Source organism: Rhodoferax sp. RT4P68, from assembly GCF_056521305.1.
Genome location: NZ_JBWMBB010000006.1, coordinates 101,709 through 122,488, shown reverse-complemented (window position 1 = coordinate 122,488; position 20,780 = coordinate 101,709). Strand labels below are relative to the sequence as shown.

Below are 20,780 nucleotides of genomic sequence, written 5' to 3'. Positions count from 1 at the left end.
GTTGGTGGGGACGGTTCAGCGGGGGCCGAAGATGGCCGGCAATGCGCTTTCGGGCGCGCCGGTCCGAGTTTGCAACTGTCCCTGGGCGTCGCGCCAGACCATGGCGGGCGTGGCCCGCAGCTGCAGCGAGGCCATCAGCGCCTCGTTCGCCTGCAGGCGCGCTGCGATCTCCGCGGGGATGGTGGCCAGCGGCTGCAAGCCATCGTTGCCCAGCGGCCGGGGCCGGCCCGAGGCCATGGCCAGGGCATTGGAACCGGCGTTGGCGCGGGCATGGGCCGCCAACGCCGCTGCGGGATCGACGGCGGCCAGCAGTGCGGCGGCCTTGCCCTGGCTGGTGGGCGTGAGGATGCCGACCATGATGTGGCGCAGCTGGACCTTGCCGCTGTCCACCCAGGGCCTGGCATCCGCCCACAGCTTGTTGCAGTACGGGCAGTTCGGGTCGGTGAGCACATAGACCACGCGCGCTGCCTTGTCAGAGCCATCGGCAATCCACCCGCTGCGCTCCACGCGCGCCCAGCTGCCGTCGGCGATGGGCTTGGCCACGGCCAGCTCCAGCGCGGCGCGGTTCACATCCGAGCCCTTGGCGTCCAGCAGGGTGCCAGCCACCATGTGCCGGCCGTCAGGAGTGGCGTACAGCGCCATCGGTGTCTGGCCCCGGTAAGCGGCCCAGGCCTGCAGCCCGCCGACGGCCGGAAAGCTGCCCACCACCGTGATGCCATGTTGCTCCAGCGCCTGCAGCGTGGGCGGGCGCGATTGGGCTGGCGCCACGCCGTGGGCCAGCAGCAAGCAGGTCGCAGCCAAGGCGGCATGGGTGCGGCGATGCAAATGCAATGAAAACTTCATGGCGTCGGGGTCCTTTGCGTGGGAGATGACGGCGGCGTACCCAGCCGGGCCAGCCGTTCGGCCAAAGTGGCCTGGGAAACCTCGCCGATGCGCACATCGGCCAGCACGCCGTGGGCGTCGAAGAACAGCGTGGTGGGCAGCGCACGATGGCCGAAGTGGCGGGCCACCTCGCCGCGCGCGTCGAGCAGCACGTTGCGCAGCACCAGCCGGTCGGCCGCCAGGAAGCCCAGCACCTTCTGCGCCGACTCGCCCTGGTTGGCGAACACGAAATGCACATCGGGGTAGCGCTGCTGGGCGGCAGCGAGCACTGGCATCTCGCGCCGGCACGGCGGGCACCAGGTGGCCCACAGGTTCACGACGACCGGCTTGCCCTCGAACTGACGCAGCGCGACCGGCTGGCCCTGCATGCTGGTCAGCGTGAGCGCCGGCAGCGGCTGGCCGGCAGGCGCCGCCAGGGCCAGCGCGACAGTGCCGCCAGCGAACAGCGCCGTGCCGCTGGCGTAGGCGGCCCACAGCGGTTTGCGCAGCGCGCGCTGGCGCGTGCCCTGGTGCAGCACATACAGCCCGGCGGCCAGCAGGCCAGCCATCGGCATCCAGCCGCCATCGCGGATGTCGACGACGCCCAGCCAGTCGTCCTGGTAGCCGTCGCGGTAGACGAACACGAAGCCCAGCCGTGCCGCCACCAAGGCCACCAGCAGCATGCGCAGCAGCTGCGGCTCGGCATCGAGTCCGGCACGGCGCGCCAGGCGCCGGCCCAGCCACTGGGCAAGCGCAACGGCGGCGACCACCAGCAGCAGCGTCCACGGCAGGCTCAGCGGGCCGATCTGCAGCGCGCCGCTCACAGCGGGGCTCCGGCCGCAGGCAGGCGCTGCAACAGCGCAGGCGCGTCGAACTCGCCGACCAGGCGCTGGGGCCGCAGCTCCTGCCCTGCCGCGTCGAACAACATCACCGTGGGCGGGCCGATCACGCCATGCGCGCGCATCAGGGCGCGCTGGGCGGGCGAGCCCGCCGTCACGTCGGCGCGCAACAGCTCCATGCCTGCCAGCGCCTGCTGCACGCCCGGGTCGCCGAACACCTCGTGCTCGATGGTCTTGCACGACACGCACCAGTCGGCCGTGAAGTCCAGCAGCACCGGCCGACCGGCCGCGCGCGCCCGCGCCAGCGCGTCCACCAACGCGTCGGTGCTGCCCACCGCCACGGTGCGGCCGGCATGCGTCTTGGCGTCCGGCAGCGCCATACGGGCCCGCGCGATGAAGCCCAGCGGCAGCAACGGGTCGCCGGCGCCGGCCGCCGCGCCCAGCCACATGGCGCCACCCCACAGGCCGACCAGCAGCGCCGCCGCTGGCGCCAGTACGCGGCGCACAGGCGGCCTCCCGCTGCGGCCCAGCTGCGCCAGCGCCAGCGCAGCCGCCACGAACAAGGCGCCCCACAGCGCCAGCGCTGCCGGCCCGGGCAGCACACGCTGCACCATCCAGATGGCCGTGGCCAGCAGCCCGAAGCCGAAAGCTGCCTTCACGCGCTCCATCCACGGCCCAGGCCGCGGCAGCACGCGCGCGCCCAGTGTGCCGACCAACAGCAGTGGAACGCCCATGCCCAGGCCCAGCACAAACAGCAACAGGCCGCCCTGCACCGGCTCTCCACCCTGGGCGATGTACAGCAACGTGCCGGCCAGCGGGGCCGTCATGCACGGGCCGACCAGCAGCGCCGACAGCACACCTATGGCGCCGGCGCCGGCCAGCGTGCCACCGCGCTGGCCGCGGCTGGCGCCGTCGAGCCGCGCACGCAGGGCCGCAGGCATCTGCAGTTCGTACCAGCCGAACATGCTGCCGGCCAGCAGCACGAACACCAGGCCCATGCCCGCCAGCGCCCAGGGGTGCTGCAGCAACGCCTGCAGGTTGGCACCGGCAAGCGCCGCGCCCACGCCCAAGCCGGCGTAGGTCAGCGCCATCGGCAGCACGAAAGCCAGAGACAGCGCGAACGCACGCCGGGGTGCCGCCTGGCTGCCCACCACGATGCTGGACAGGATCGGCACCATCGGCAGCACGCAGGGTGTGAACGCCAGCGCCAGACCCAGCACGAAGAACAGCGCCGCCGTGAAGGCCAGGCTGCGGTCTTCCAGCAGCGTGCGCACCGCGCTGTCGCTGCCAGCTGTGGCCTGCGCCCAGGCGCTGGCCTGGCTGCTCGTCCCCAGTGCGCCATCGCTGCTGCTGACAGAGCCACCGCCCGCCTCGCCGCCCAGTGCCACTTGGCGCGTCTGCGGCAAGTAGCACAGCCCGTCGTCAGCACAGCCTTGCCATGTGACCTGCAGCGTTTGCGCACCGCGCGCCTGCACGGTCAGCGCCACCTGGTCGTGGTAGACCTCCACCACGCCGAAGTTCGGATCGTCCTTGCGCTCGCCCGGCGGCCGCTCGAACTCCACCTGCACGCCGGTCGGCACAGCTGCAACCTCCAGCCGTTCGCGGTACAGGTAGTAGCCCGGCGCAATGGTCCAGCGCAGGGCCAGCACGTCGGGCGAAGCGGTCGGCTCGACCTGCAGCACAAAGGCTTGTTCGGGGTCGAGGAAGCCGTCAGCCGCTCGGGCGGGGCCTGTACCGATGGCCGTGGCCAGCAGCAGCATCGCGGCGCACAGCCAGGTTCGGAGATAGGAAGAAAGATGCATGGGCCAGGGACAGTTTTGGGGTGGCCGCATGATGGCAAGGCCCGATTAAGCGGCCGTTAACAATCCCTCGGCGGCGTGGTGACAATCGCGCTGCCAACCCATCCCGCCTGCCCCGCCATGCACGTGCTCCTGGTCGAAGACGACGAACTGATTGCCAGCGGCATCCGCGCGGGACTGCAGTTGCACGGCCTCACGGTGGACCGCTTCGCCACCGCCGGCGCCGCCCAGGCCGCGCAGCAGGCGGCGGCCTACGACGTCTGCATCCTCGACCTGGGGCTGCCCGACGAAGATGGCATGGCCCTGCTGCGCCGCTGGCGCACGCGCGGCCAGCAATTGCCAGTGCTGGTGCTGACCGCGCGCGACGCCGTCGAGCACCGCGTGGCCGGGCTGCAGGCCGGCGCTGACGACTACCTGCTCAAACCCTTTGACCTGGACGAACTGGTGGCCCGGCTGCACGCCCTGCTGCGCCGCGCCAGCGGCCGCAGTACCGACCGCATCGACCACGGCCCGTTGTCGTTCGACGCGAGCCGCGGTGAGGTGCTGCTGCATGGCCTGCCGGTGGAGCTGTCGCGGCGCGAGCTGGCCTTGCTGCGCACGCTGCTGCAGCACCCGCGCCAATTGCTCAGCGCCGAGCAACTGCGTGACAGCCTGTACGGCTTCGAGCAGGATGTGGAGAGCAACGCCGTCAACGTGCACATCCACCACCTGCGCCGCAAACTCGGCGCCGGCATCGTCGAGACGGTGCGCGGCCAGGGTTACCGGCTCGGGGAGATCGGCGCATGAGCGACCGCACGGCCGTCCGAAGGGCGCTCACACCGCAGCCTCAAGCAAAGGTACTCCAGTGAGACAGCCGCCCAGCCTGCGCCTGCGGCTGCTGGTCATCATCGGTGCCTCGCTACTGGGCGTGTGGAGCCTGGTGGCGGTGTGGATGCTGGTCGACGTGCGCAAGGAAGTGCGCGGCGCACTGGACGACCGGCTTGCCGCCTCTGCGCGCATGGTGGCCGGGCTGGTCTCGCAGCTGCCGGCCTCCGCCATCGGGGCGCCACCGGATGCGCGCGTCGGGGCGGCGCTGGACGTGATCGCACGCGACGGGCTGGCCTGCGAGGTCAGCCTGCTGCGCGGCGAGGTCGTGGCGGCGCAGCAGCCGACACCGCTGGCCCGCACGTCCGGCAGCCCCGGCCTGGCCACGGCTCCCCCCGGCTATGGCACCTACGAATTCGGCGGCCGCGCCTGGCGCACCTTTGTGCTGGAGAGCGGCGGCCTGCGCATCGCAACGGCGGACCGCATCGACGTGCGCGACGGCCTGCTGCGCGACATCGCGTTGACCGCCGGCGTCCCATTCCTGCTGGCGCTGGCGGCCAGCCTGCTGCTCGTGTGGTTCGGCACCGGGCGCGGGCTGCGACCGCTGGAGGACTTGCGCGCCGCGCTGGCCCGGCGCCGCCCCGACGACGCCGGCGCACTGCCGCCGCTGGCCAGCCCGCCGGAGCTGCGCCCGCTGGTCGACACCGTGCAGCACCTCCTGGCACGCACGCACGCCGCGATCGAGCGCGAGCGCCGCTTCACCGACGATGCGGCGCACGAGCTGCGCTCACCACTGACCGGCATCAAGACACACCTGCAGGTGCTGCGCCTGGCCCTGGCCCGGCCCGAGCACGCGGCCACCGCGTCCAAGGCACTGGCCGACGCAGAGCGTGGCGTGCAGGCGCTGCAGGCCACGCTGGAACAACTGCTGACGCTGGCGCGGCTGGACGGGCCGTCCGCCAGCCCCTGCACCGAGCCGGCCGACGCCGACGCCACAGCGCGCCAGGCGATCGCCGATGCCGCCGCAGGTGCCGCGGTGCAGTTCGATGCGTGCGGCGCCGGCCTGGCGGTGGCCGTGCCGGCGCCCCTGCTGCGCGCGGCGCTGCGCAACCTGCTCGACAACGCGCTGCGCCATGGCGCGAGCGGCCAGCCGGTCCGTCTGACCATCGACCGGCCAGCCGCTGGCCAGGTGTGCTTTCGCGTGCAGGACCATGGCCGCGGCATGAGCGAAGCCGAATGCGCGCAGGCGGTACAACGCTTCTGGCGCCACAGCCCCGGCACCACGGGCAGCGGGCTGGGGCTGCCGATCGTGCAGGCCATTGCGCAGCGGCATGGTGGCTCGCTGGCCCTGCATCCCATCGACGAAGGCGGCCTGGCGGTCGTGCTGACACTGCCGATTTGCAGCTGAAGGGCGTGTCCGGCCTGTGGCTCCAACGCGCGGGGCTTGTCACTCTCACGAATTACATCTTATAATTCGATATATTATTTAAACACGCAACGTCTATGTCTCCAGCGCGCGTTCTCATCGATCCCGAAGCCCTGCGTGCCGCCGCCGGGTCGGCCGTCGCCACCCTGAAGGTCCTCGCGAACGAAGACCGGTTGCTGCTGATGTGTCAGCTCTCGCTGGGAGAGATGTGCGTCAGCGACCTGGAGAGCACCCTGGGTATCCGCCAGCCCACGCTCTCACAACAGCTCAGTGTGCTGCGCAGCGAGGGTGTGGTTGGCACCCGACGCGAGGGCAAGCAAATTTTCTACAGCGTGGCCGACAAGAGCACGCTGAAGATCCTCGAGTTGCTGTACCGCCTCTACTGTCCCAAGGACTAATCACATGACCATCGACTGGAACGCCTTCACGCCCTACGCCGCACTGGCAGGCGGCGCGCTCATCGGCCTGGCGAGCGCCATCTTCGTGCTGTTCAACGGCCGCATCGCAGGCATCAGCGGCATCCTGGGCGGGCTGTTGCGCCCGGCTGCGGGCGGCGTCGGCTGGAGGCTGGCGTTTCTGGTCGGTCTCGTCGGCGCACCGCTGGTGTACGCGCTCATCACCACCCTGCCCCGTCCACAGATCGACGCCGGCTGGGTCGCGCTCGTGGCGGCCGGCCTGCTGGTTGGCGTGGGCACGCGCTACGGCGCTGGCTGCACCAGCGGCCACGGGGTCTGCGGCCTGTCGCGGCTGTCGCCTCGCTCGCTGGTGGCCACGCTGGCGTTCATGGGCGCAGGCTTCGCCACCGTCTACGTCATCCGCCACCTGCTGTCCGCCTGAGGAGCCCACCATGCCCGTCATCACCTCCCTGCTCACCGGCCTGGTCTTCGGCCTGGGCCTCATCCTCTCCGGCATGGCCGACCCGGCCAAGGTGCTGGGCTTTCTCGACCTGGCCGGCCCTTGGGACCCGTCGCTCGCGCTGGTGATGGCCGGCGCCATTGCCGTCGGCATCGTGGCTTTCTCGCTCGCCAAGCGCCGCACCCGCAGCCTGCTCGGGCTGGAAATGCAGTTGCCAAAAGGCAGCAGCATCGACCGGCGCTTGGTGGGCGGTGGCCTGCTGTTCGGCATCGGCTGGGGCATCGCCGGCTTCTGCCCTGGGCCGGCGCTGGTGGCACTGGGCATGGGCGAGCTGAAGGCTGCGGTGTTCGTGGCGGCCATGCTGGCCGGCATGGGGATCTTCGAACTGTTGGAGCGGCGCGTCTCCGCCGAGCCGCCGGCCCTGCCTGCCAGGTGAACCCCGTGCCGCCGGAGTGGGCCTGGCCAGCCGTTGTGGCGACGCTGATCGTGCTGCTGCTGTATGAGGCGCTGCTGCTGGTGCTGCAGCGCCGCAGCCCCGGGCGCATCGCGCGCGCAGCCCATGCGGGCATCGGCGGGATGCCGGTGAATCGGAGGCCCGCAAGCGTTGGACGCCCATCGGTGTGCGCTACGTCCGCAAGGCCGGCCTGCTCTACGGCTTCGGGCTCCGGCAGTTGATCCTGATGGCACCGGTCGTCGCGGCGATGCTGCACCCGCTCGCCGGCCCGGTGGCCGCTGTCCTGATCGCAGGCGTACTGTTCCTCTTTGACCGCGCGGCAACCACCGGGCTCTTTGCGGACAGGGAACCGAGCCGCGACACGGCCATCGACTGCGACGCCCTCCTCATCGCCTCGCTGAGGCCGCCGGCAGCATCGTCGACCTGAGAGCTTGAGAGGCTATCGCTTGCGCTCACGCAAGTCCCAGGCAGACGCGTCCGTCCACCTCGCTGCCTGCGTTGACGCGCCGCAAAGTGCAGGCGGCGCCCCGAACCTATATTGACCCGTGGGCCGCCAACGATCTTTTGCCCACCCCGATCATCTACACAAGGAGTTCACCATGCCTGCATTGGCTCGATTCGATCGCCTGGGAGACCTGCTGGCAGATCCCTCCTCCGACCTCCTGCGTCGCATGGCGCGCGGCTTCACGCTGGCCTGCGAGGTCAATGACAAGGAATCACAGGCCGTCTTCAAGGATGGCATTCCGACGCTGACGCTGCCCAAGCACGCGCAGGTAAAGGGCTCGGTGCTGCAGATCTCCTGACGAACATGCTCGATGTGCCGGCGCGATGGCCGGCCATCCGGCAGCCCTCTGGGCGAGCACGTCAGAACGCGCGACACCCGTCCTCGTCCAGGCCATCGCACCGATCGTTTCGAGATCGCAACTGGGCGCGGGCGGCCAGAACCGGCCCAGATTGCGTTTCTCTTCCACCATTTCCCTGAGGAGCCCGCCATGTCCAAGTTCAGAAAGATCCTCGTGCCGGTCGACGGCAGCGAAACGTCCAAGAGCGCGCTGACCATGGCGCTGCAGATGGCGCGCGATGCCGGTGGCAAGGTGCGCCTGGTCCACTGCCTGGACGAGCTGGCCTACCTGGGCGGATTTGAGTACAGCGGGGCGTATCTGGGCCAGGTGCGTGACGGTGCAACCCGCCTGCTGACAGAGGCGCTTCAGATCTGCAGTTCCGCAGGTGTCGAGGCCGAGACGCAGTTGGTCGAGCTCCCCGGCCAACGCCTGGGTGAAACCATGGCCGAACAAGCGCGTCAGTGGGATGCCGACCTCATCGTGGTTGGAACCCATGGCCGCCGGGGCATCGGCCGTGTGCTGCTCGGCAGCGGCGCGGAGCAGATCATCCGGCTCTCGCCCGTGCCGGTGCTCACCATCCGTGGCGTCGACACCGGCGCCTGACGCCCATGGCGCACCACGCGCCATTCGTGGCGCGGGCCCTGCGAGGCCGGGTCGGCGCCGGGCCGCACCCCTTGTGAACCAAGGGCTGGCGTTCAGGTCAGGCTGCAATTCATTGACATGACTCAACCGACGGGCATCGCTATGTTGGACACCGCACTGAAGGGACCCAACGGCGCAGGCAAGCTGCATCACGTCTGCGGCTGCACCGCTTCTGGGGGCCGGGTGTCTGGCCATCCTGCCTGACACACACACACTGCTGCGCCCATGATGCACAACTTTCTCTCTGGCAACCGCGAAGAGCTCATCCTGCGATGCAAGAAAAAAGTCTCGCAGCGGCCACGACGCGGGGCGACTGCCGAGCAGCTCGTCAACGGCATTCCGATGTTCCTGGACCAACTGATCAAGACACTGGCCGCGGACGAGGCTGGCGAGCAAGTGGCCAGCGAGAAGATTTCAGGCCCAACCGACCGTGTCTCCACTTGCACGCTCTCCGAGATGAGTGTGACCGCGGCGGCGCATGGCAAGAAGTTGCTTGAACTGGGCTACACAGTGGACCAGGTGGTGCATGACTATGGCGACCTTTGCCAAGCGGTCACCGATCTGGCATTTGAGCGCGATGCGCCGTTTGCCATCGAGGAGTTCCGGACACTGAACCGCTGTCTGGACAATGCGATCGCGGACGCCGTCAGCGAGTACAGTTTTCATCGCGATGCATTGTTGGACGCGAAGCGCGCGCATGAGTCCGCCGAGCGAATTGGACTGCTGGTGCATGAGCTTCGCAACGCCTTGCAGACGGCCGTCCTCGCGGTGCAAGCCCTCGAACTCGGGGGCCTCACGCTTGCCGGAGCGACCGGCTCGGTCTTGAAACGAAGCCATGCAGCCATGCACAGGCTGGTCACCCAAGCGCTCGGTGATGTCCGCAACAGGGCCACCGGCATTGCTGCAAGCCTCTTTCCCCTCGCTGATCTGATCGCTGCCGCCAAAGCCTCTGGAGAGCTGCGCGCCGCCGAAGTTGGTTGCAGCTTCACCGTCGAAGCAGCCGACCCGAAGCTGGCCCTGAAAGCGAACTATGGACTCGTCCTGTCCGCGCTGGAGAATCTGCTGCAGAACGCCTTCAAGTTCTCCAGATCGCACACCGAGGTGAAGCTGGCGGCGTATGCCGCCGGCACCCGCGTCCATATTGACGTCAGCGACCACTGTGGCGGCCTGCCCGCAGGCGACGTGACAGGAATGTTCATCCCGTTCTTCCAGCAAAGCAGCGATAAATCCGGCGTTGGTCTCGGATTGTCCATTGCAAGGCGTGCAGTCGAGGCTGATGGTGGAACGTTGACGGTCCGTGATGTGCCGGGCGTTGGGTGCGTCTTCACGATCGCCTTGCCGCGCCATACGTTGGCCTAGGGACGTGCCCTCTTCTGGTCACGCTGTGCCAAGACGGTCGTGACTGCGAGCCACCGCTTTTTTGCGCATCGGTGAACGCAGCACCTCGGCTTGCCGCACCGGTCGGAACGCCCCGAGGCTTCGTACCGCCTGTGAAACAATCCCGCTGCCTCGCGTCGCGAGTCTACGGAGCCAGGATGGATTTGAAGAAGCGGAACAACGTCAAGGTCGCAGGCGCCGGTCCAGCGACGGTGATGTTCAGCCACGGCTTCGGGTGCGACCAGAACATGTGGCGCCTCCTGGCGCCCCACTATGCTTCGCGCTTTCGCGTCGTCACGTTCGACCTGGTGGGCGCAGGCATGTCCGACATCAACGCCTATGACCGCACCAAGTACAACTCCCTGCAAGGCTACGCATCGGACGTACTGGAGCTGGTCGACGCATTTGCACAAGGCCCGGTGGTCTTCATCGGCCATTCCGTCAGCGCCATGATCGGGCTGTTGGCTGCCGTTCGGGAGCCTGGCGCGCTGGCGGCGCACGTCATGATGGGCCCATCGCCTTGCTACATCGATGACGGCGACTACTTGGGCGGCTTCAGCCGTGCCGACATCGACTCGTTGCTGGAGACCCTGGAATCGAACTATCTCGGGTGGGCCAGTGGCATGGCGCCGGCCATCATGGGCACACCCGAGAAGCCGGAGCTGGGGGAGGAACTGACCAACTCCTTCTGCCGCACGGACCCGGACATCGCCAAGCAGTTCGCCCGCGTCACGTTCCTGGCCGACAACCGCGCAGACCTGCCGAAACTCGCGGCCCCCACCCTCATCGTGCAGTCGAGCGACGACTTCATCGCACCCTTCGCCGTGGGCGAGTACATGCAGCGAACGCTACCCAACGCCAGGCTCGCCGTGGTCGACAACGTGGGCCATTGCCCCCACTTGAGCGCGCCCTGCGCCAGCATCGAAGCGGTCGACGCCTTTCTGCAAGACCTGGCTTTCTGATGCCCGAGCCCAGCCCGCCACTGCCCACTGCGGATGAACTGTTCGACCAGGTCCCGGTCGGTCTTTTGGTGCTGGACCCGAGCGGAACCATTCTCAAGGTCAACGCCACCTTCTGCGGCTGGCTGGGACTGGCGCAGGAGGATCTGGTCGGCCGCAGACGGCTGCAGGAACTGCTCACCGTCGGGGGGCGCATCTTCCACCAGACGCACTGGCTGCCCATGTTGGAGATGCAGGGCTCACTGTCCGAGGTCAAGCTGGACCTCAAGCGTTCGGACGGGCACGCGTTTCCGGTCATGCTCAACGTCATTCGCCGCGTGCGCGCCAGCGGTACGCTGGACCAGGTCTCGATCTCCATGGCGGAGGAGCGCAACAAGTACGAGAAAGAGCTGCTGATCGCCCGCCGACGGGCGGACGCTCTCCTGGCCAGCGAGCGCCTGGTGCAGGAGCGATTGCAGGTGACGCAGTCCCGCCTGCGGCAAGCGCTGCGGCTGGGATCGCTGTACCTGTGGGAGATGGACCTCGCCACGGGATTCAGGCACTACGACGATGAGGTGGCCCGCCTGCTGGGACACAGCGCAGCGCAGTCCGTGTCCGAAGCCGAGTTCGACGCGCGGATCGATCCGGCCGACATAGAGCGCGAGCGCGGGGCCCTGCAGCTTGCCATCTCGGGCGCGCAGGGCTACCACTGCACCTACCGTCTGGCAGACATCGCCGGCGGCATGCGCACGGTGGAGTCGTCTGGCCACGTTCTGCAGGACGAGCAAGGCGCAAAGCTGCGCATCGTGGGCGTGCTCAGCGACATCACCGACATTGCACGGCAGCGCGAACAGGCCGAGGACCGCGCCCTGCTCGCCGAGCAGATGGTCGGCATCGTGAGCCACGACCTGCGCACGCCCCTGTCCGCCATTCTGGTGGGCTCCGAGATGCTGGCGCGTGGCGAAACGTCCGAAGGCAAGCTACGCATGGCCCACCGTGTCTCCAGCTCGGCGCGACGCGCCCAGCGGCTGGTCGAGGATCTGCTGGACTTTACGTTGGTGCGGGTCGGACGGGGGCTGTCGGTCCAGCGCAGGCCGATGGACGTGCACGCCCTGGTGGCCTTGACCGTGGATGAACTGGCGCTCAGCGTTCCGGGGCGGACCTTGCACTGCACCCACCTGGGCGACGGGCGTTGCTCGCTGGACCCTGACCGCGTCGCCCAGCTTCTGGGCAACCTCGTGAGCAACGCATGCACCCACGGGTCGCCCGGCGCGGCGATCACCATCCACTCGGAAGTGGACGCGGGCGTGGTGCGCATCTCTGTGTCGAACCACGGGGTCGCCATCCCACCCGCCCTGCAACCACGGCTCTTCGAGCCGATGGTGCGGGGTGCCACCAGCGACCGTGCGGCCCGCAGTGTGGGCCTGGGTCTGTACATCGTGCGTGCGATTGCCGTGGCCCACCGCGGCGACATCACGGTCGCATCGTCGGACGAGAGGACCACCTTCACCTTCTCGTTCCCACGCACCGAGCAGCACAACCTGGCCGGGTAGATCGCGACGCTGCGGGTGCGCATCGAGCGGTTGCCAGACCACATGGCGCCCAAGTCCAAGGAGAAGCCCGTGCGTTCATGCGGTCGCATCCGACAGACCGGGTTGACACCCTGCCCCGCCTCGTCCGGCTGTGGACCGGGCGACGCGCTTCAAGCAGATCTTCTCTAGCCCTGCAACTCTCCGACCCCGGCAGCTGCGCGGCACTGGGCGCACCGGCTTCGGCGCCGGCGGCACCGTGCTCGGCGGCGTGGTGGGCCGCGCGTTCGCGGTGGCGATCCAGCCCGATGGCCGCATCCTGGTGGCCGGCGACGACACCGCGTCCGAGAACTTCAGGCTGGCGCGTTACCTGCCCGATGGCCGTCTGGACGCGAGCTTGGGCAGCGCCGGCCAGGTGCTGGCCGACATCGCGGGCGGGCCGGACCTGGCGCGCAGCCTCGTCGTGCAGCCCGATGGCGCCATCATGGCGAGCGGCACACCAATCGGCAACATCGGGCCCACGGGCGTTGCGCGCTACCGGGCCGACGGCAGCCTGGACGCGAGCTTCGGCTTCGGCGGGTTCGCAACGGCCAACGTGGCCGGTTCGGGCTACGGGCTGGCGCGCTTCAATCCATGGTCGTCGTGAACGCCACGGATGCGCTGGTCACGGGGGCTTGATATTCGATTGGTTGGCCGGGGGCGGTGGCGCAGGCATGGGGAGCGGCGCTGCCACGTAGGGCGCTTGCGCCATCGCACGCGGTGGCGGTGACCCGGCACGGCCGATGGGGAACACCAGCCCCACGGACACCACGTTGACGCCGCCACGGTTGCCCACGGCGTCGTCGATTTGGTAGCGCTCGGCTTCGGCACGCACCAGGAAGTTGCGATTCACTTCGTATTGCAGTCCGCCGCCGAACTTGTAGCCAGCGGCGCGTTTCCGGGGGTTGGGGTCGAGCACGCTCACCGCGCCTGTGCTGGTGAAGCGGTCGCGCGTGCGGTGCAGGTGGCCGCCCACGCGGGCGATGGCGGAAAACCGAGCGCTCAACGGAAGCGTGGCAACCAGGTCCAGGTTGAGACCCTGCGATTGGAGCTGGCCGCTCAGCATCCCAACGGGCACCGTCGTGGCATGGAAGCCGAACTTGCCAAGGCTGAAGTAGCCTGCTTCGACGCCGAAGTAGCGGTTGAATTGGTAGCCGCCGAAGAGCTTGTAGGCACTGCCCTTCTCGTCGCGTTCGAAGCCGCTGGTGGCCAGGCCTTCGACTTGCAACCCGGTGGCAATGCGCGCCTGGTCGATCTTGGCGCGCGATGGACCGCCCGACAGGCCGACGTAGCCGTAGCCCTGATCCTGCGCTGATGCCGAGGCAGCCAACAGGGCGCCGAGGCAGGCCAGTGCGCACAGGCGCAAGGTGTGCATGGTGTGCATGGCGTGCATCGGTTTTCCTTGGATGTCGTGCGCGCCTGGGTGGTGGGTCGCGTTCATGGCGCGACGATGGTCACGTTGACCAGGGTCACCGAAGCCGTGAGGCCGATGGCGCGTCCGATGAGCGTGGTCTGTACGGTCTGGTCGGCGGTCGAAATCGTCACGCCGGCCGGCGCGATGATCGTGCCCACCATGGTGCTGCCGTCTTCGATGCGCGCGGCACTGCCTACCTGCCAGAACACGTTCTTGGCCTGCGCGCCATTGACGAGAAACACCGAGCGGGGTGCGGCCGGCGCGCCGACGGTCAGCGCCGCCGCACTCTGGAACACCCACACAGCGTTGGCATCGCCCCGGGCGTCCAGTGTCAGGTTCGCACCGGTGATGGCGAAGGTGGAACCGGCCGCGGTGTACACGCCGGGGGGCAGCACCAGGCCACCCAGTTGTCCGGCGCCCGGGTCGCTGCCTGGGGGCAAGGCGGCCAGCGTGTTGTAGGCCGTCTGTGCGTCGGCGTGGGCCTGCGTGGCGATGGCCAAGGTGGTGGTCGTGCCGGGCGCCGGCGGGGCGCAGTAGACGGTGCCGTTGACGGCGCCGATGTTCAGCGGCGTCTCGGTGTAGGCGTTGCTCGCGTCGTGCAGGCCCGTGATGAGCGTGCAGGCTGCGGTGCTGCCGATGTTGCCGCCGATGACCGTGTTGATGCCCTGGTTGGTGATGCCGGCGGCGCCGCCAAAGGCGCCGAAGGATGCGATCGAGCCCAGCGGGACCGGGGCCAGACACGGCTGGTTGCCCGTGCTGAAGCTCCACTGCCGATCGGCGGCCAGCGCGTTGCCGGCCAGGTCCTTGACACCTGCAGCACCGCCAACGACGGTGACGCTATAGCTGCGGCTGGGGGTGAAGCCCGCCCCTGCACTCGGCACGAAAGTGGCCACACGGCTGGACACGTTGTAGCTCACGCTGCCGGCCACGGCCACGCCGTTGTCGCTGACGACGAAGGTGGCAGCGACAACCGTGGCCGGGTCCATCGCCTCGCTGAAGGTGGCACTGATGGGGCGGGTCAGGCATACGCCGGCGCTGAAGTCAGGCGGGCTGACGTCCGTCACCGAGGGCGCCGTGGTGTCACCGGCGGCGCCGGTGGTGAAGGTCCACGCGTGCCTGCCAGCGCCCGGCGCAACGGATGTGTTGCCGGCCAGCGCGTTGCCTGCCAGGTCGGTGGCGGCCGTGGTCACGGTGGCCGTGAACAGGCTGCCGCTGGCCAGGGCGGCGGCCGGCGCGAAGGTGGCTGCCATCGAGCCCGCGGCATAGCTCACCGTGCCCGCCACCACTGTGCCCTGCGTGGTGTTGACCAGCGTGAAGCTGGTGCCGTTGAGGCTGGATGCATTCATCGCCTCGCTGAACGTGGCGGTGACCGCCGTGTTGTTGGCCACGCCGGTTGCGTCTGCGGCCGGCACCGTGAAGGTCACCGCCGGGCGGGTGGTGTCGGGGGCCGCACCGGTGGTGAAACTCCAGACGTGGTGGCCCGCAGCCGGCGCCAGCGCCGTGTTGCCGGCCAGCGCATTGCCCGCCAGGTCGCTGGCCGCGTTGGTGATGGTGGCCGTGTAGCCGCTGCTGGCGGCCAGGCCGCCGGGGCTGGACGGCGTGAAAGTGGCGGTGCGCGCGCCGACGGCATAGCTCACCGTGCCGGCCACCGCGGTGCCCAGCGTGGTGTTGGTCAGCGTGAAACTGGCCCCGGTGACCGTGGCCGGGTTCATGGCCTCGCTGAACGTGGCGCTGATGCCGGTGTTGGCGGCGACGGCCGTGGCCTGCGCGGCCGGCACAGTCAGCGTCACCTCGGGGCGGGTGGTGTCGGGCGCGGCAGCAGTGGTGAAGCTCCACACTTGGTTGCCGGCGGCCGGTCCCACGGCCGTGTTGCCGGCCAGCGCGTTGCTCGCCAGGTCCGTGGCCGCAGCGGTCAAGGTCACCATGTACACGCTGCTGCCAGCCAGCATGGAGGGGGCGGTCGGCGTGAAGACGGCCGTGGACGAACCGGCGGCATAGCGCACCGTGCCGGCCACAGCCGTACCCAACGTGGTGTTGCTGACGGTAAAGCTGGCGCCCGTGATCGTGGCCGGGTTCATGGCTTCGCTGAAGGTGGCACTGATGGCGGTGTTGGTCGGCACGCCGCCGGCGCCTGCCGCGGGCAGGGTCAGCGTCACGGTCGGGCGTGTCGTGTCGGGTGCCTCGCCGGTGGTCAAGGTCCAAACATGGTTGCCGGCGCCTGGTGGCACCGCCAGGTTGCCGGCCAGCGCGTTGCCGGCCAGGTCGGTGGCGGCACCGGCGATCGTCACGCTGTACGGACTGGCGTTGGCCAGGACGGCGGGGGCCGTCGGTGTGAAAACGGCGGTCTGCGAGGCCGCCACGTAGCTCACCGTGCCGGCCACCGTGGTGCCCAGAGCGGTGTTGGTCACCGTGAAGCTGTTGGCGGTGATCGTGGTCGGGTTCATCGCCTCGCTGAAGGTGGCACTGATGACGGCGTTGCTGGCCACGCCCGCGGCGGCTGCCGCCGGCACCGTGAAGCTCACCGTGGGACGTGTCGTGTCCACAGGCGCGGTCAGGAAGCTCCATGCAAAGGCATCGCCCATTGCGGTGCCGGTGCTGTCCTGCACCGTGTCGGCGACGGTGGCCAGGCAGGTGGTGCTGGCTGGTAGCGTGGCGTCGGGAGTCAGGGTCGCCGTGTGGGTGGCGGCGTCGTAGGTGACGCTGGCGGCCACCGGCGTGCCGGCCGGGCAGGCCAGCGTGAAGCTGGCGTTGGTGATCGTCGCTGCGGACATCGCTTCGCTGAAGGTGGCGGATACCTTGGCGCTGCTGGCCACGCCAGTGATGGTGGGCGTGCTGGCCACGGGCGAGGTGGCGGTCACGGTCGGCACGCGCCCGGCCCCCGGTGTGCCGAGGATGGGGTCGAGCCCGCCACCCCCGCAACCCGCGATCAGGGTCGCCAGCAGCATCGCGACGACACCTGCTGCCTTCGGAAAACGGAAAATCTTGTGCAACGGGCTCATGGTGTCTCTCTGGCAGGCGGGGCGCGACGCGGAACGGGCAGCAAGATCGCGCTTGAATCTGTGTAGATTCATTCGGCCTGCCGCCCGGACACCGGAGATCGTCAATGCTCACACCGGCCCCCGCACCATAGGGACTTGGCGGCGAGCGCCCAATGCGTACGCGTACCTAGCAGGCCCATGTGGGGCCCATGAGCCCCGTCAGCGCTCGAGCTTCAGGGCGGGCCGAGACCGCATGCAGCGGCTTGGCAGACCTTCAACTATTCCCACTCGATCGTCGCTGGCGGCTTGCTGCTCACGTCGTAGGTCACGCGGTTGATGCCGCGCACCTCGTTGATGATGCGGCCCGAGACCTTCTTGAGCAGCGCGTACGGCAGTTCGGCCCAGTCGGCCGTCATGAAGTCGCTGGTCTGCACCGCGCGCAGGGCTACCACATAGTCGTACGTGCGGCCATCGCCCATGACACCCACGCTCTTGACCGGCAGGAACACGGTGAAGGCCTGGCTGGTCAGGTCATACCAGCTCTTGCCAAAGTTCGGGCCGGGTGCTTCTTCACGGAAGTTGCGCAGCTCTTCGATGAAGATCGCATCGGCGCGGCGCAACAGGTCGGCATATTCCTTCTTGACCTCACCCAGGATGCGCACGCCAAGGCCCGGGCCGGGAAACGGATGGCGATAGACCATCTCGGGCGACAGGCCCAGCGCCACGCCCAGCTCGCGCACTTCGTCCTTGAACAGGTCGCGCAGGGGCTCCAGCAGCTTCAGGCCCAGTTGCTCGGGCAGGCCGCCCACGTTGTGGTGGCTCTTGATGGTGACGGCCTTCTTGGTCTTGGCGCCGCCCGACTCGATCACATCGGGGTAGATCGTGCCCTGTGCCAGGAAGGTCGCGCCCTTGTGGCCACCGCTGCCCGCCTTGAGCTTCGCAGCCTCCTGCTTGAACACCGTCACAAACTCGCCACCGATGATCTTGCGCTTGGCTTCCGGATCGCTCACGCCAGCGAGCTTGCCCAGGAACAGGTCGCTCGCATCGACGCGGATGACCTTGGCATGCAGCTTGCCGACGAACATCTCCATCACGAGGTCGCCCTCGTTCAAGCGCAGCAGGCCGTGGTCCACGAACACGCAGGTCAGCTGGTCGCCGATGGCGCGGTGGATCAGCGCGGCGGCCACGCTGGAATCGACACCGCCCGACAGGCCCAGGATGACCTCTTCGTCACCGACCTGCTCGCGGATCGCAGCCACTGCCTCGGCGATGTGGTCGCGCATGACCCAGTCGGGCTGCGCCTTGGCAATCTGCAGCACGAAGCGCTCCAGCAGCGCCTTGCCCTGCAGCGTGTGCGTGACCTCGGGGTGGAACTGCACGGCGTAATAGCCGCGCGCCTCGTCGGCCATGCCGGCGATCGGGCAGCTCGGCGTGCTGGCCATGAGCTTGAAGCCGGGCGGCAGCGCCGTGACCTTGTCGCCGTGGCTCATCCAGACCTTCAGCATGCCGTGACCTTCGGGCGTGCTGAAGTCTTCGATCCCCTGCAGCAGCGCCGTATGGCCGTGCGCGCGCACCTCGGCGTAGCCGAACTCACGGTGCGTGCTGGCCTCGACCTGCCCGCCCTGCTGCACGGCCATGGTGAACATGCCGTAGCAGATGCCCAGCACCGGCACGCCCAGATCCCACACGGCCTGCGGCGCGCGCAGGTCATGCTCCTCGTACGTGCTGGCGTGACTGCCCGACAAGATGATGGCCTTCGGCGCAAAGCTATGGACAAAGGCATCGTCCACATCGTTCGGGTGGATCTCGCAATAGACGTGGGCTTCGCGCACGCGGCGCGCGATCAGTTGCGTGACCTGGGAGCCGAAGTCGAGGATGAGGATCTTGTCGTGTTGCATGGTCAGCAAGTGAAACGGGCAGCGGATGCTGCCCGTTGGTTCATGAGAGCTCGAAAACTCAGGCCGGCGGAATGCGCAGCACCTGGCCCGGGTAGATCTTGTCCGGATGCGAGAGCATCGGCTTGTTGGCCTCGAAGATCTTCGGGTAGGCGTTGGCGTTGCCGTAGAACTTTTTCGCCACAGCGCTGAGCGTATCGCCACGCGCGACGGTGTGGTACTGGCTCAGGTCAGCCGGCTCGGTCGAGACGAGCTGATCGTCCACACCGGAGACACCTTCCACGTTGCCACAGCACAGCAGGACTTTCTCTTTGATCTCCTGCGTGGGCACGGTGCCGGCCACCGTCACGATGCGGCTGGTGCCATCGAAGTTGATGGTCAGCGCGTCGGCGGGCAGCTGCTGCGCACGCACGTAGTCGCCAATGGCTTTGGAAGCGGCGGCATTCGCAGCGGCCGCCTTCTCCTGGTTGCTCGGCTCGGCTGCCGCTGCTGCAACTTCAGGTGACTTGCCGAACAGTTTTTCTCCGGCTTCCTTGATGAACGACATCAATCCCATGCTGACTCCTTGTATACGGGTTTCGGGCGCGATCATTCTGCCCGATAGTTCGGCGCTTCCTTGGTGATCTGCACGTCGTGCACATGGCTCTCGCGGATGCCGGCTGTGGTGATTTCCACAAACTCGGCCTTGTTACGCATCTCCTCGATGCTGGCGCAACCGCAATAGCCCATGCTGGCCCGTACACCGCCTGACATCTGGTAGACGATGGACAGCATGGAACCCTTGTAGGGCACGCGCCCTTCGATGCCTTCGGGCACCAGCTTGTCGGCATTGGGATTGCCGGTGCTCGATTCCTGGAAGTACCGGTCTGCGCTGCCCTGCTGCATGGCGCCGATGCTGCCCATGCCGCGGTAACTCTTGTAACTGCGGCCCTGGAACAGGATGACCTCTCCCGGCGCCTCCTCGGTGCCGGCGAACATGCCGCCCATCATCACGGAGTGCGCGCCGGCTGCGATGGCCTTGGCGATGTCGCCGCTGTAGCGAATGCCGCCGTCGGCGATCAACGGCACACCAGAGCCCTGCAGTGCGGTCGCCACGTTGTCGATCGCCATGATCTGCGGCACACCCACACCCGCGACGATGCGCGTGGTGCAGATCGAGCCCGGGCCGATGCCGACCTTGACCGCATCGGCACCAGCCTCGACCAATGCCAAAGCGGCCGCGCCGGTGGCGATGTTGCCGCCCACCACGTCGATGTGCGGATAGTTCTGCTTGACCCAGCGCACGCGGTCTAGCACACCCTTGCTGTGGCCGTGTGCGGTGTCGACGACGATGGCATCGACGCCGGCCTTGACCAGCGCCTCGACGCGCTCTTCCGTGCCCTCGCCCACGCCCACGGCGGCGCCAACTCGCAACCGACCCGAGCCATCGCGCGCGGCATTGGGAAAGCTGGTCTGCTTGGTGATGTCTTTCACCGTGATCAGGCCCTTGAGCTCGAAGCTGTCGTTGACGACCAGCAGGCGCTCGAGCTTGTACTTGTTCAAGAGGGCCTTGGCTTCAGCCGGGGTGGCGCCGTCCTTCACGCAGATCAGGCGTTCGCGCGGCGTCATGATCGCGGTGACCAACTGGTCATAGCGCGTCTCGAAACGCAGATCGCGCCCCGTCACGATGCCGATCACCTTGCCGCCATCGACCACCGGAAAGCCCGAGATGCCGAGCTCTTCGGACAATTGCATGACCTGCAATACCGTGTGCTGAGGGGTGATCACCACCGGGTCACGCAGCACGCCGGATTCGTAGCGCTTGACGCGTGCGACCTCGGCAGCCTGCTGCTGCGGCGTGAGGTTCTTGTGCACGATGCCGATGCCGCCTTCTTGCGCGATGGCGATCGCCAGGCGCGCCTCGGTCACGGTGTCCATGGCGGCAGACACCAGCGGCAAATTGAGGGAGATGTTGCGTGAAAAACGCGTTGAGAGAGAGGCGTCCTTGGGCAGGACTTGGGAGTACGCCGGCACCAACAACACGTCGTCGAAGGTGAGCGCTTTTCCGAGGAGGCGCATGTCTAAGCTCCAAAAAAAAGATTGTACCCG

Annotated in this window: 20 protein-coding genes; 12 read left to right on the top strand and 8 right to left on the bottom strand. The window is 68.3% G+C overall.

Translation table 11 applies throughout. The features are described from left to right. Positions 1-15 precede the first annotated feature (15 nt). From dsbG to dsbD, 3 genes are read right to left on the bottom strand one after another with little or no spacing between them, the layout of a single operon-like run. Entirely contained in the window at positions 16-843 is an 828-nt protein-coding gene (dsbG, locus tag AC099J_RS14865; RefSeq protein WP_479616049.1) for a thiol:disulfide interchange protein DsbG, read from the bottom strand. Further along, positions 840-1,685: a TlpA family protein disulfide reductase gene (locus AC099J_RS14860; RefSeq protein WP_479616048.1), complete on the bottom strand. Its 846-nt coding sequence runs from the start codon at positions 1,683-1,685 to the stop codon at positions 840-842. Before AC099J_RS14860 ends, dsbG begins: the two co-directional genes overlap by 4 nt. After that, entirely contained in the window at positions 1,682-3,502 is a 1,821-nt protein-coding gene (gene dsbD, locus AC099J_RS14855) for a protein-disulfide reductase DsbD (protein WP_479616047.1), read from the bottom strand. Before dsbD ends, AC099J_RS14860 begins: the two co-directional genes overlap by 4 nt. 117 nt (positions 3,503-3,619) lie before the next feature. Between dsbD and AC099J_RS14850 the strand changes: the two genes are divergently transcribed. From AC099J_RS14850 to AC099J_RS14795, 12 genes are all read left to right on the top strand, one after another. Beyond that, the gene (locus AC099J_RS14850; RefSeq protein ID WP_479616046.1) at positions 3,620-4,285 is read left to right on the top strand and encodes a response regulator; all 666 of its coding nucleotides are present in this window, start codon (positions 3,620-3,622) and stop codon (positions 4,283-4,285) included. 58 nt (positions 4,286-4,343) lie between these two features. Further along, on the top strand, positions 4,344-5,711 hold the full coding sequence (locus AC099J_RS14845) for an ATP-binding protein (protein ID WP_479616045.1): 1,368 nt from the start codon (positions 4,344-4,346) through the stop codon (positions 5,709-5,711). A 95-nt stretch (positions 5,712-5,806) separates the two neighbouring features. Beyond that, positions 5,807-6,127 carry a metalloregulator ArsR/SmtB family transcription factor gene (locus AC099J_RS14840; protein WP_479616044.1) on the top strand — a complete coding sequence of 107 codons (321 nt, stop codon included), beginning with the start codon at positions 5,807-5,809 and terminating at the stop codon, positions 6,125-6,127. Positions 6,128-6,131: 4 nt separating this feature from the next. Then, a complete protein-coding gene (locus AC099J_RS14835) occupies positions 6,132-6,566 on the top strand; it encodes a YeeE/YedE family protein (protein ID WP_479616043.1) in 435 nt (144 codons plus the stop codon). Between the two features lie 10 nt (positions 6,567-6,576). Further along, entirely contained in the window at positions 6,577-7,020 is a 444-nt protein-coding gene (locus tag AC099J_RS14830) for a DUF6691 family protein (RefSeq protein WP_479616042.1), read from the top strand. 184 nt (positions 7,021-7,204) lie between these two features. Further along, positions 7,205-7,465 carry a hypothetical protein gene (locus tag AC099J_RS14825; protein WP_479616041.1) on the top strand — a complete coding sequence of 87 codons (261 nt, stop codon included), beginning with the start codon at positions 7,205-7,207 and terminating at the stop codon, positions 7,463-7,465. A 172-nt stretch (positions 7,466-7,637) separates the two neighbouring features. Next, a complete protein-coding gene (locus AC099J_RS14820; protein ID WP_479616040.1) occupies positions 7,638-7,841 on the top strand; it encodes an Hsp20/alpha crystallin family protein in 204 nt (67 codons plus the stop codon). A gap of 189 nt (positions 7,842-8,030) precedes the next feature. Beyond that, entirely contained in the window at positions 8,031-8,483 is a 453-nt protein-coding gene (locus AC099J_RS14815; RefSeq protein WP_479616039.1) for a universal stress protein, read from the top strand. Positions 8,484-8,747: 264 nt separating this feature from the next. Further along, positions 8,748-9,881, top strand: a complete 1,134-nt coding sequence (locus tag AC099J_RS14810) for a sensor histidine kinase (RefSeq protein WP_479616038.1) — start codon at positions 8,748-8,750, stop codon at positions 9,879-9,881. A 176-nt stretch (positions 9,882-10,057) separates the two neighbouring features. Then, positions 10,058-10,861, top strand: coding sequence for an alpha/beta fold hydrolase (locus tag AC099J_RS14805; protein WP_479616037.1), 804 nt, complete (start codon positions 10,058-10,060; stop codon positions 10,859-10,861). Beyond that, positions 10,861-12,390 (top strand): sensor histidine kinase, encoded by a 1,530-nt coding sequence (locus AC099J_RS14800; protein WP_479616036.1) that lies wholly within the window; start codon positions 10,861-10,863, stop codon positions 12,388-12,390. Before AC099J_RS14805 ends, AC099J_RS14800 begins: the two co-directional genes overlap by 1 nt. A 130-nt stretch (positions 12,391-12,520) precedes the next feature. Continuing rightward, the gene (locus tag AC099J_RS14795) at positions 12,521-13,012 is read left to right on the top strand and encodes a delta-60 repeat domain-containing protein (protein WP_479616035.1); all 492 of its coding nucleotides are present in this window, start codon (positions 12,521-12,523) and stop codon (positions 13,010-13,012) included. A gap of 18 nt (positions 13,013-13,030) precedes the next feature. Here AC099J_RS14795 and AC099J_RS14790 read toward each other — a convergent pair whose 3' ends face one another. From AC099J_RS14790 to guaB, 5 genes are all read right to left on the bottom strand, one after another. Continuing rightward, positions 13,031-13,798, bottom strand: coding sequence for an outer membrane beta-barrel protein (locus tag AC099J_RS14790; RefSeq protein ID WP_479616034.1), 768 nt, complete (start codon positions 13,796-13,798; stop codon positions 13,031-13,033). A gap of 44 nt (positions 13,799-13,842) precedes the next feature. Continuing rightward, complete coding sequence (locus AC099J_RS14785; protein ID WP_479616033.1) at positions 13,843-16,818, bottom strand: Ig-like domain-containing protein; 2,976 nt, start codon at positions 16,816-16,818, stop codon at positions 13,843-13,845. 257 nt (positions 16,819-17,075) lie between these two features. After that, positions 17,076-18,695 (bottom strand): glutamine-hydrolyzing GMP synthase, encoded by a 1,620-nt coding sequence (gene guaA, locus AC099J_RS14780; RefSeq protein WP_479616032.1) that lies wholly within the window; start codon positions 18,693-18,695, stop codon positions 17,076-17,078. Positions 18,696-18,753: 58 nt separating this feature from the next. Further along, the gene (lysM, locus tag AC099J_RS14775; protein ID WP_479616031.1) at positions 18,754-19,248 is read right to left on the bottom strand and encodes a peptidoglycan-binding protein LysM; all 495 of its coding nucleotides are present in this window, start codon (positions 19,246-19,248) and stop codon (positions 18,754-18,756) included. 32 nt (positions 19,249-19,280) lie between these two features. Further along, positions 19,281-20,750 carry an IMP dehydrogenase gene (guaB, locus tag AC099J_RS14770; protein WP_479616030.1) on the bottom strand — a complete coding sequence of 490 codons (1,470 nt, stop codon included), beginning with the start codon at positions 20,748-20,750 and terminating at the stop codon, positions 19,281-19,283. Positions 20,751-20,780 lie beyond the last annotated feature (30 nt).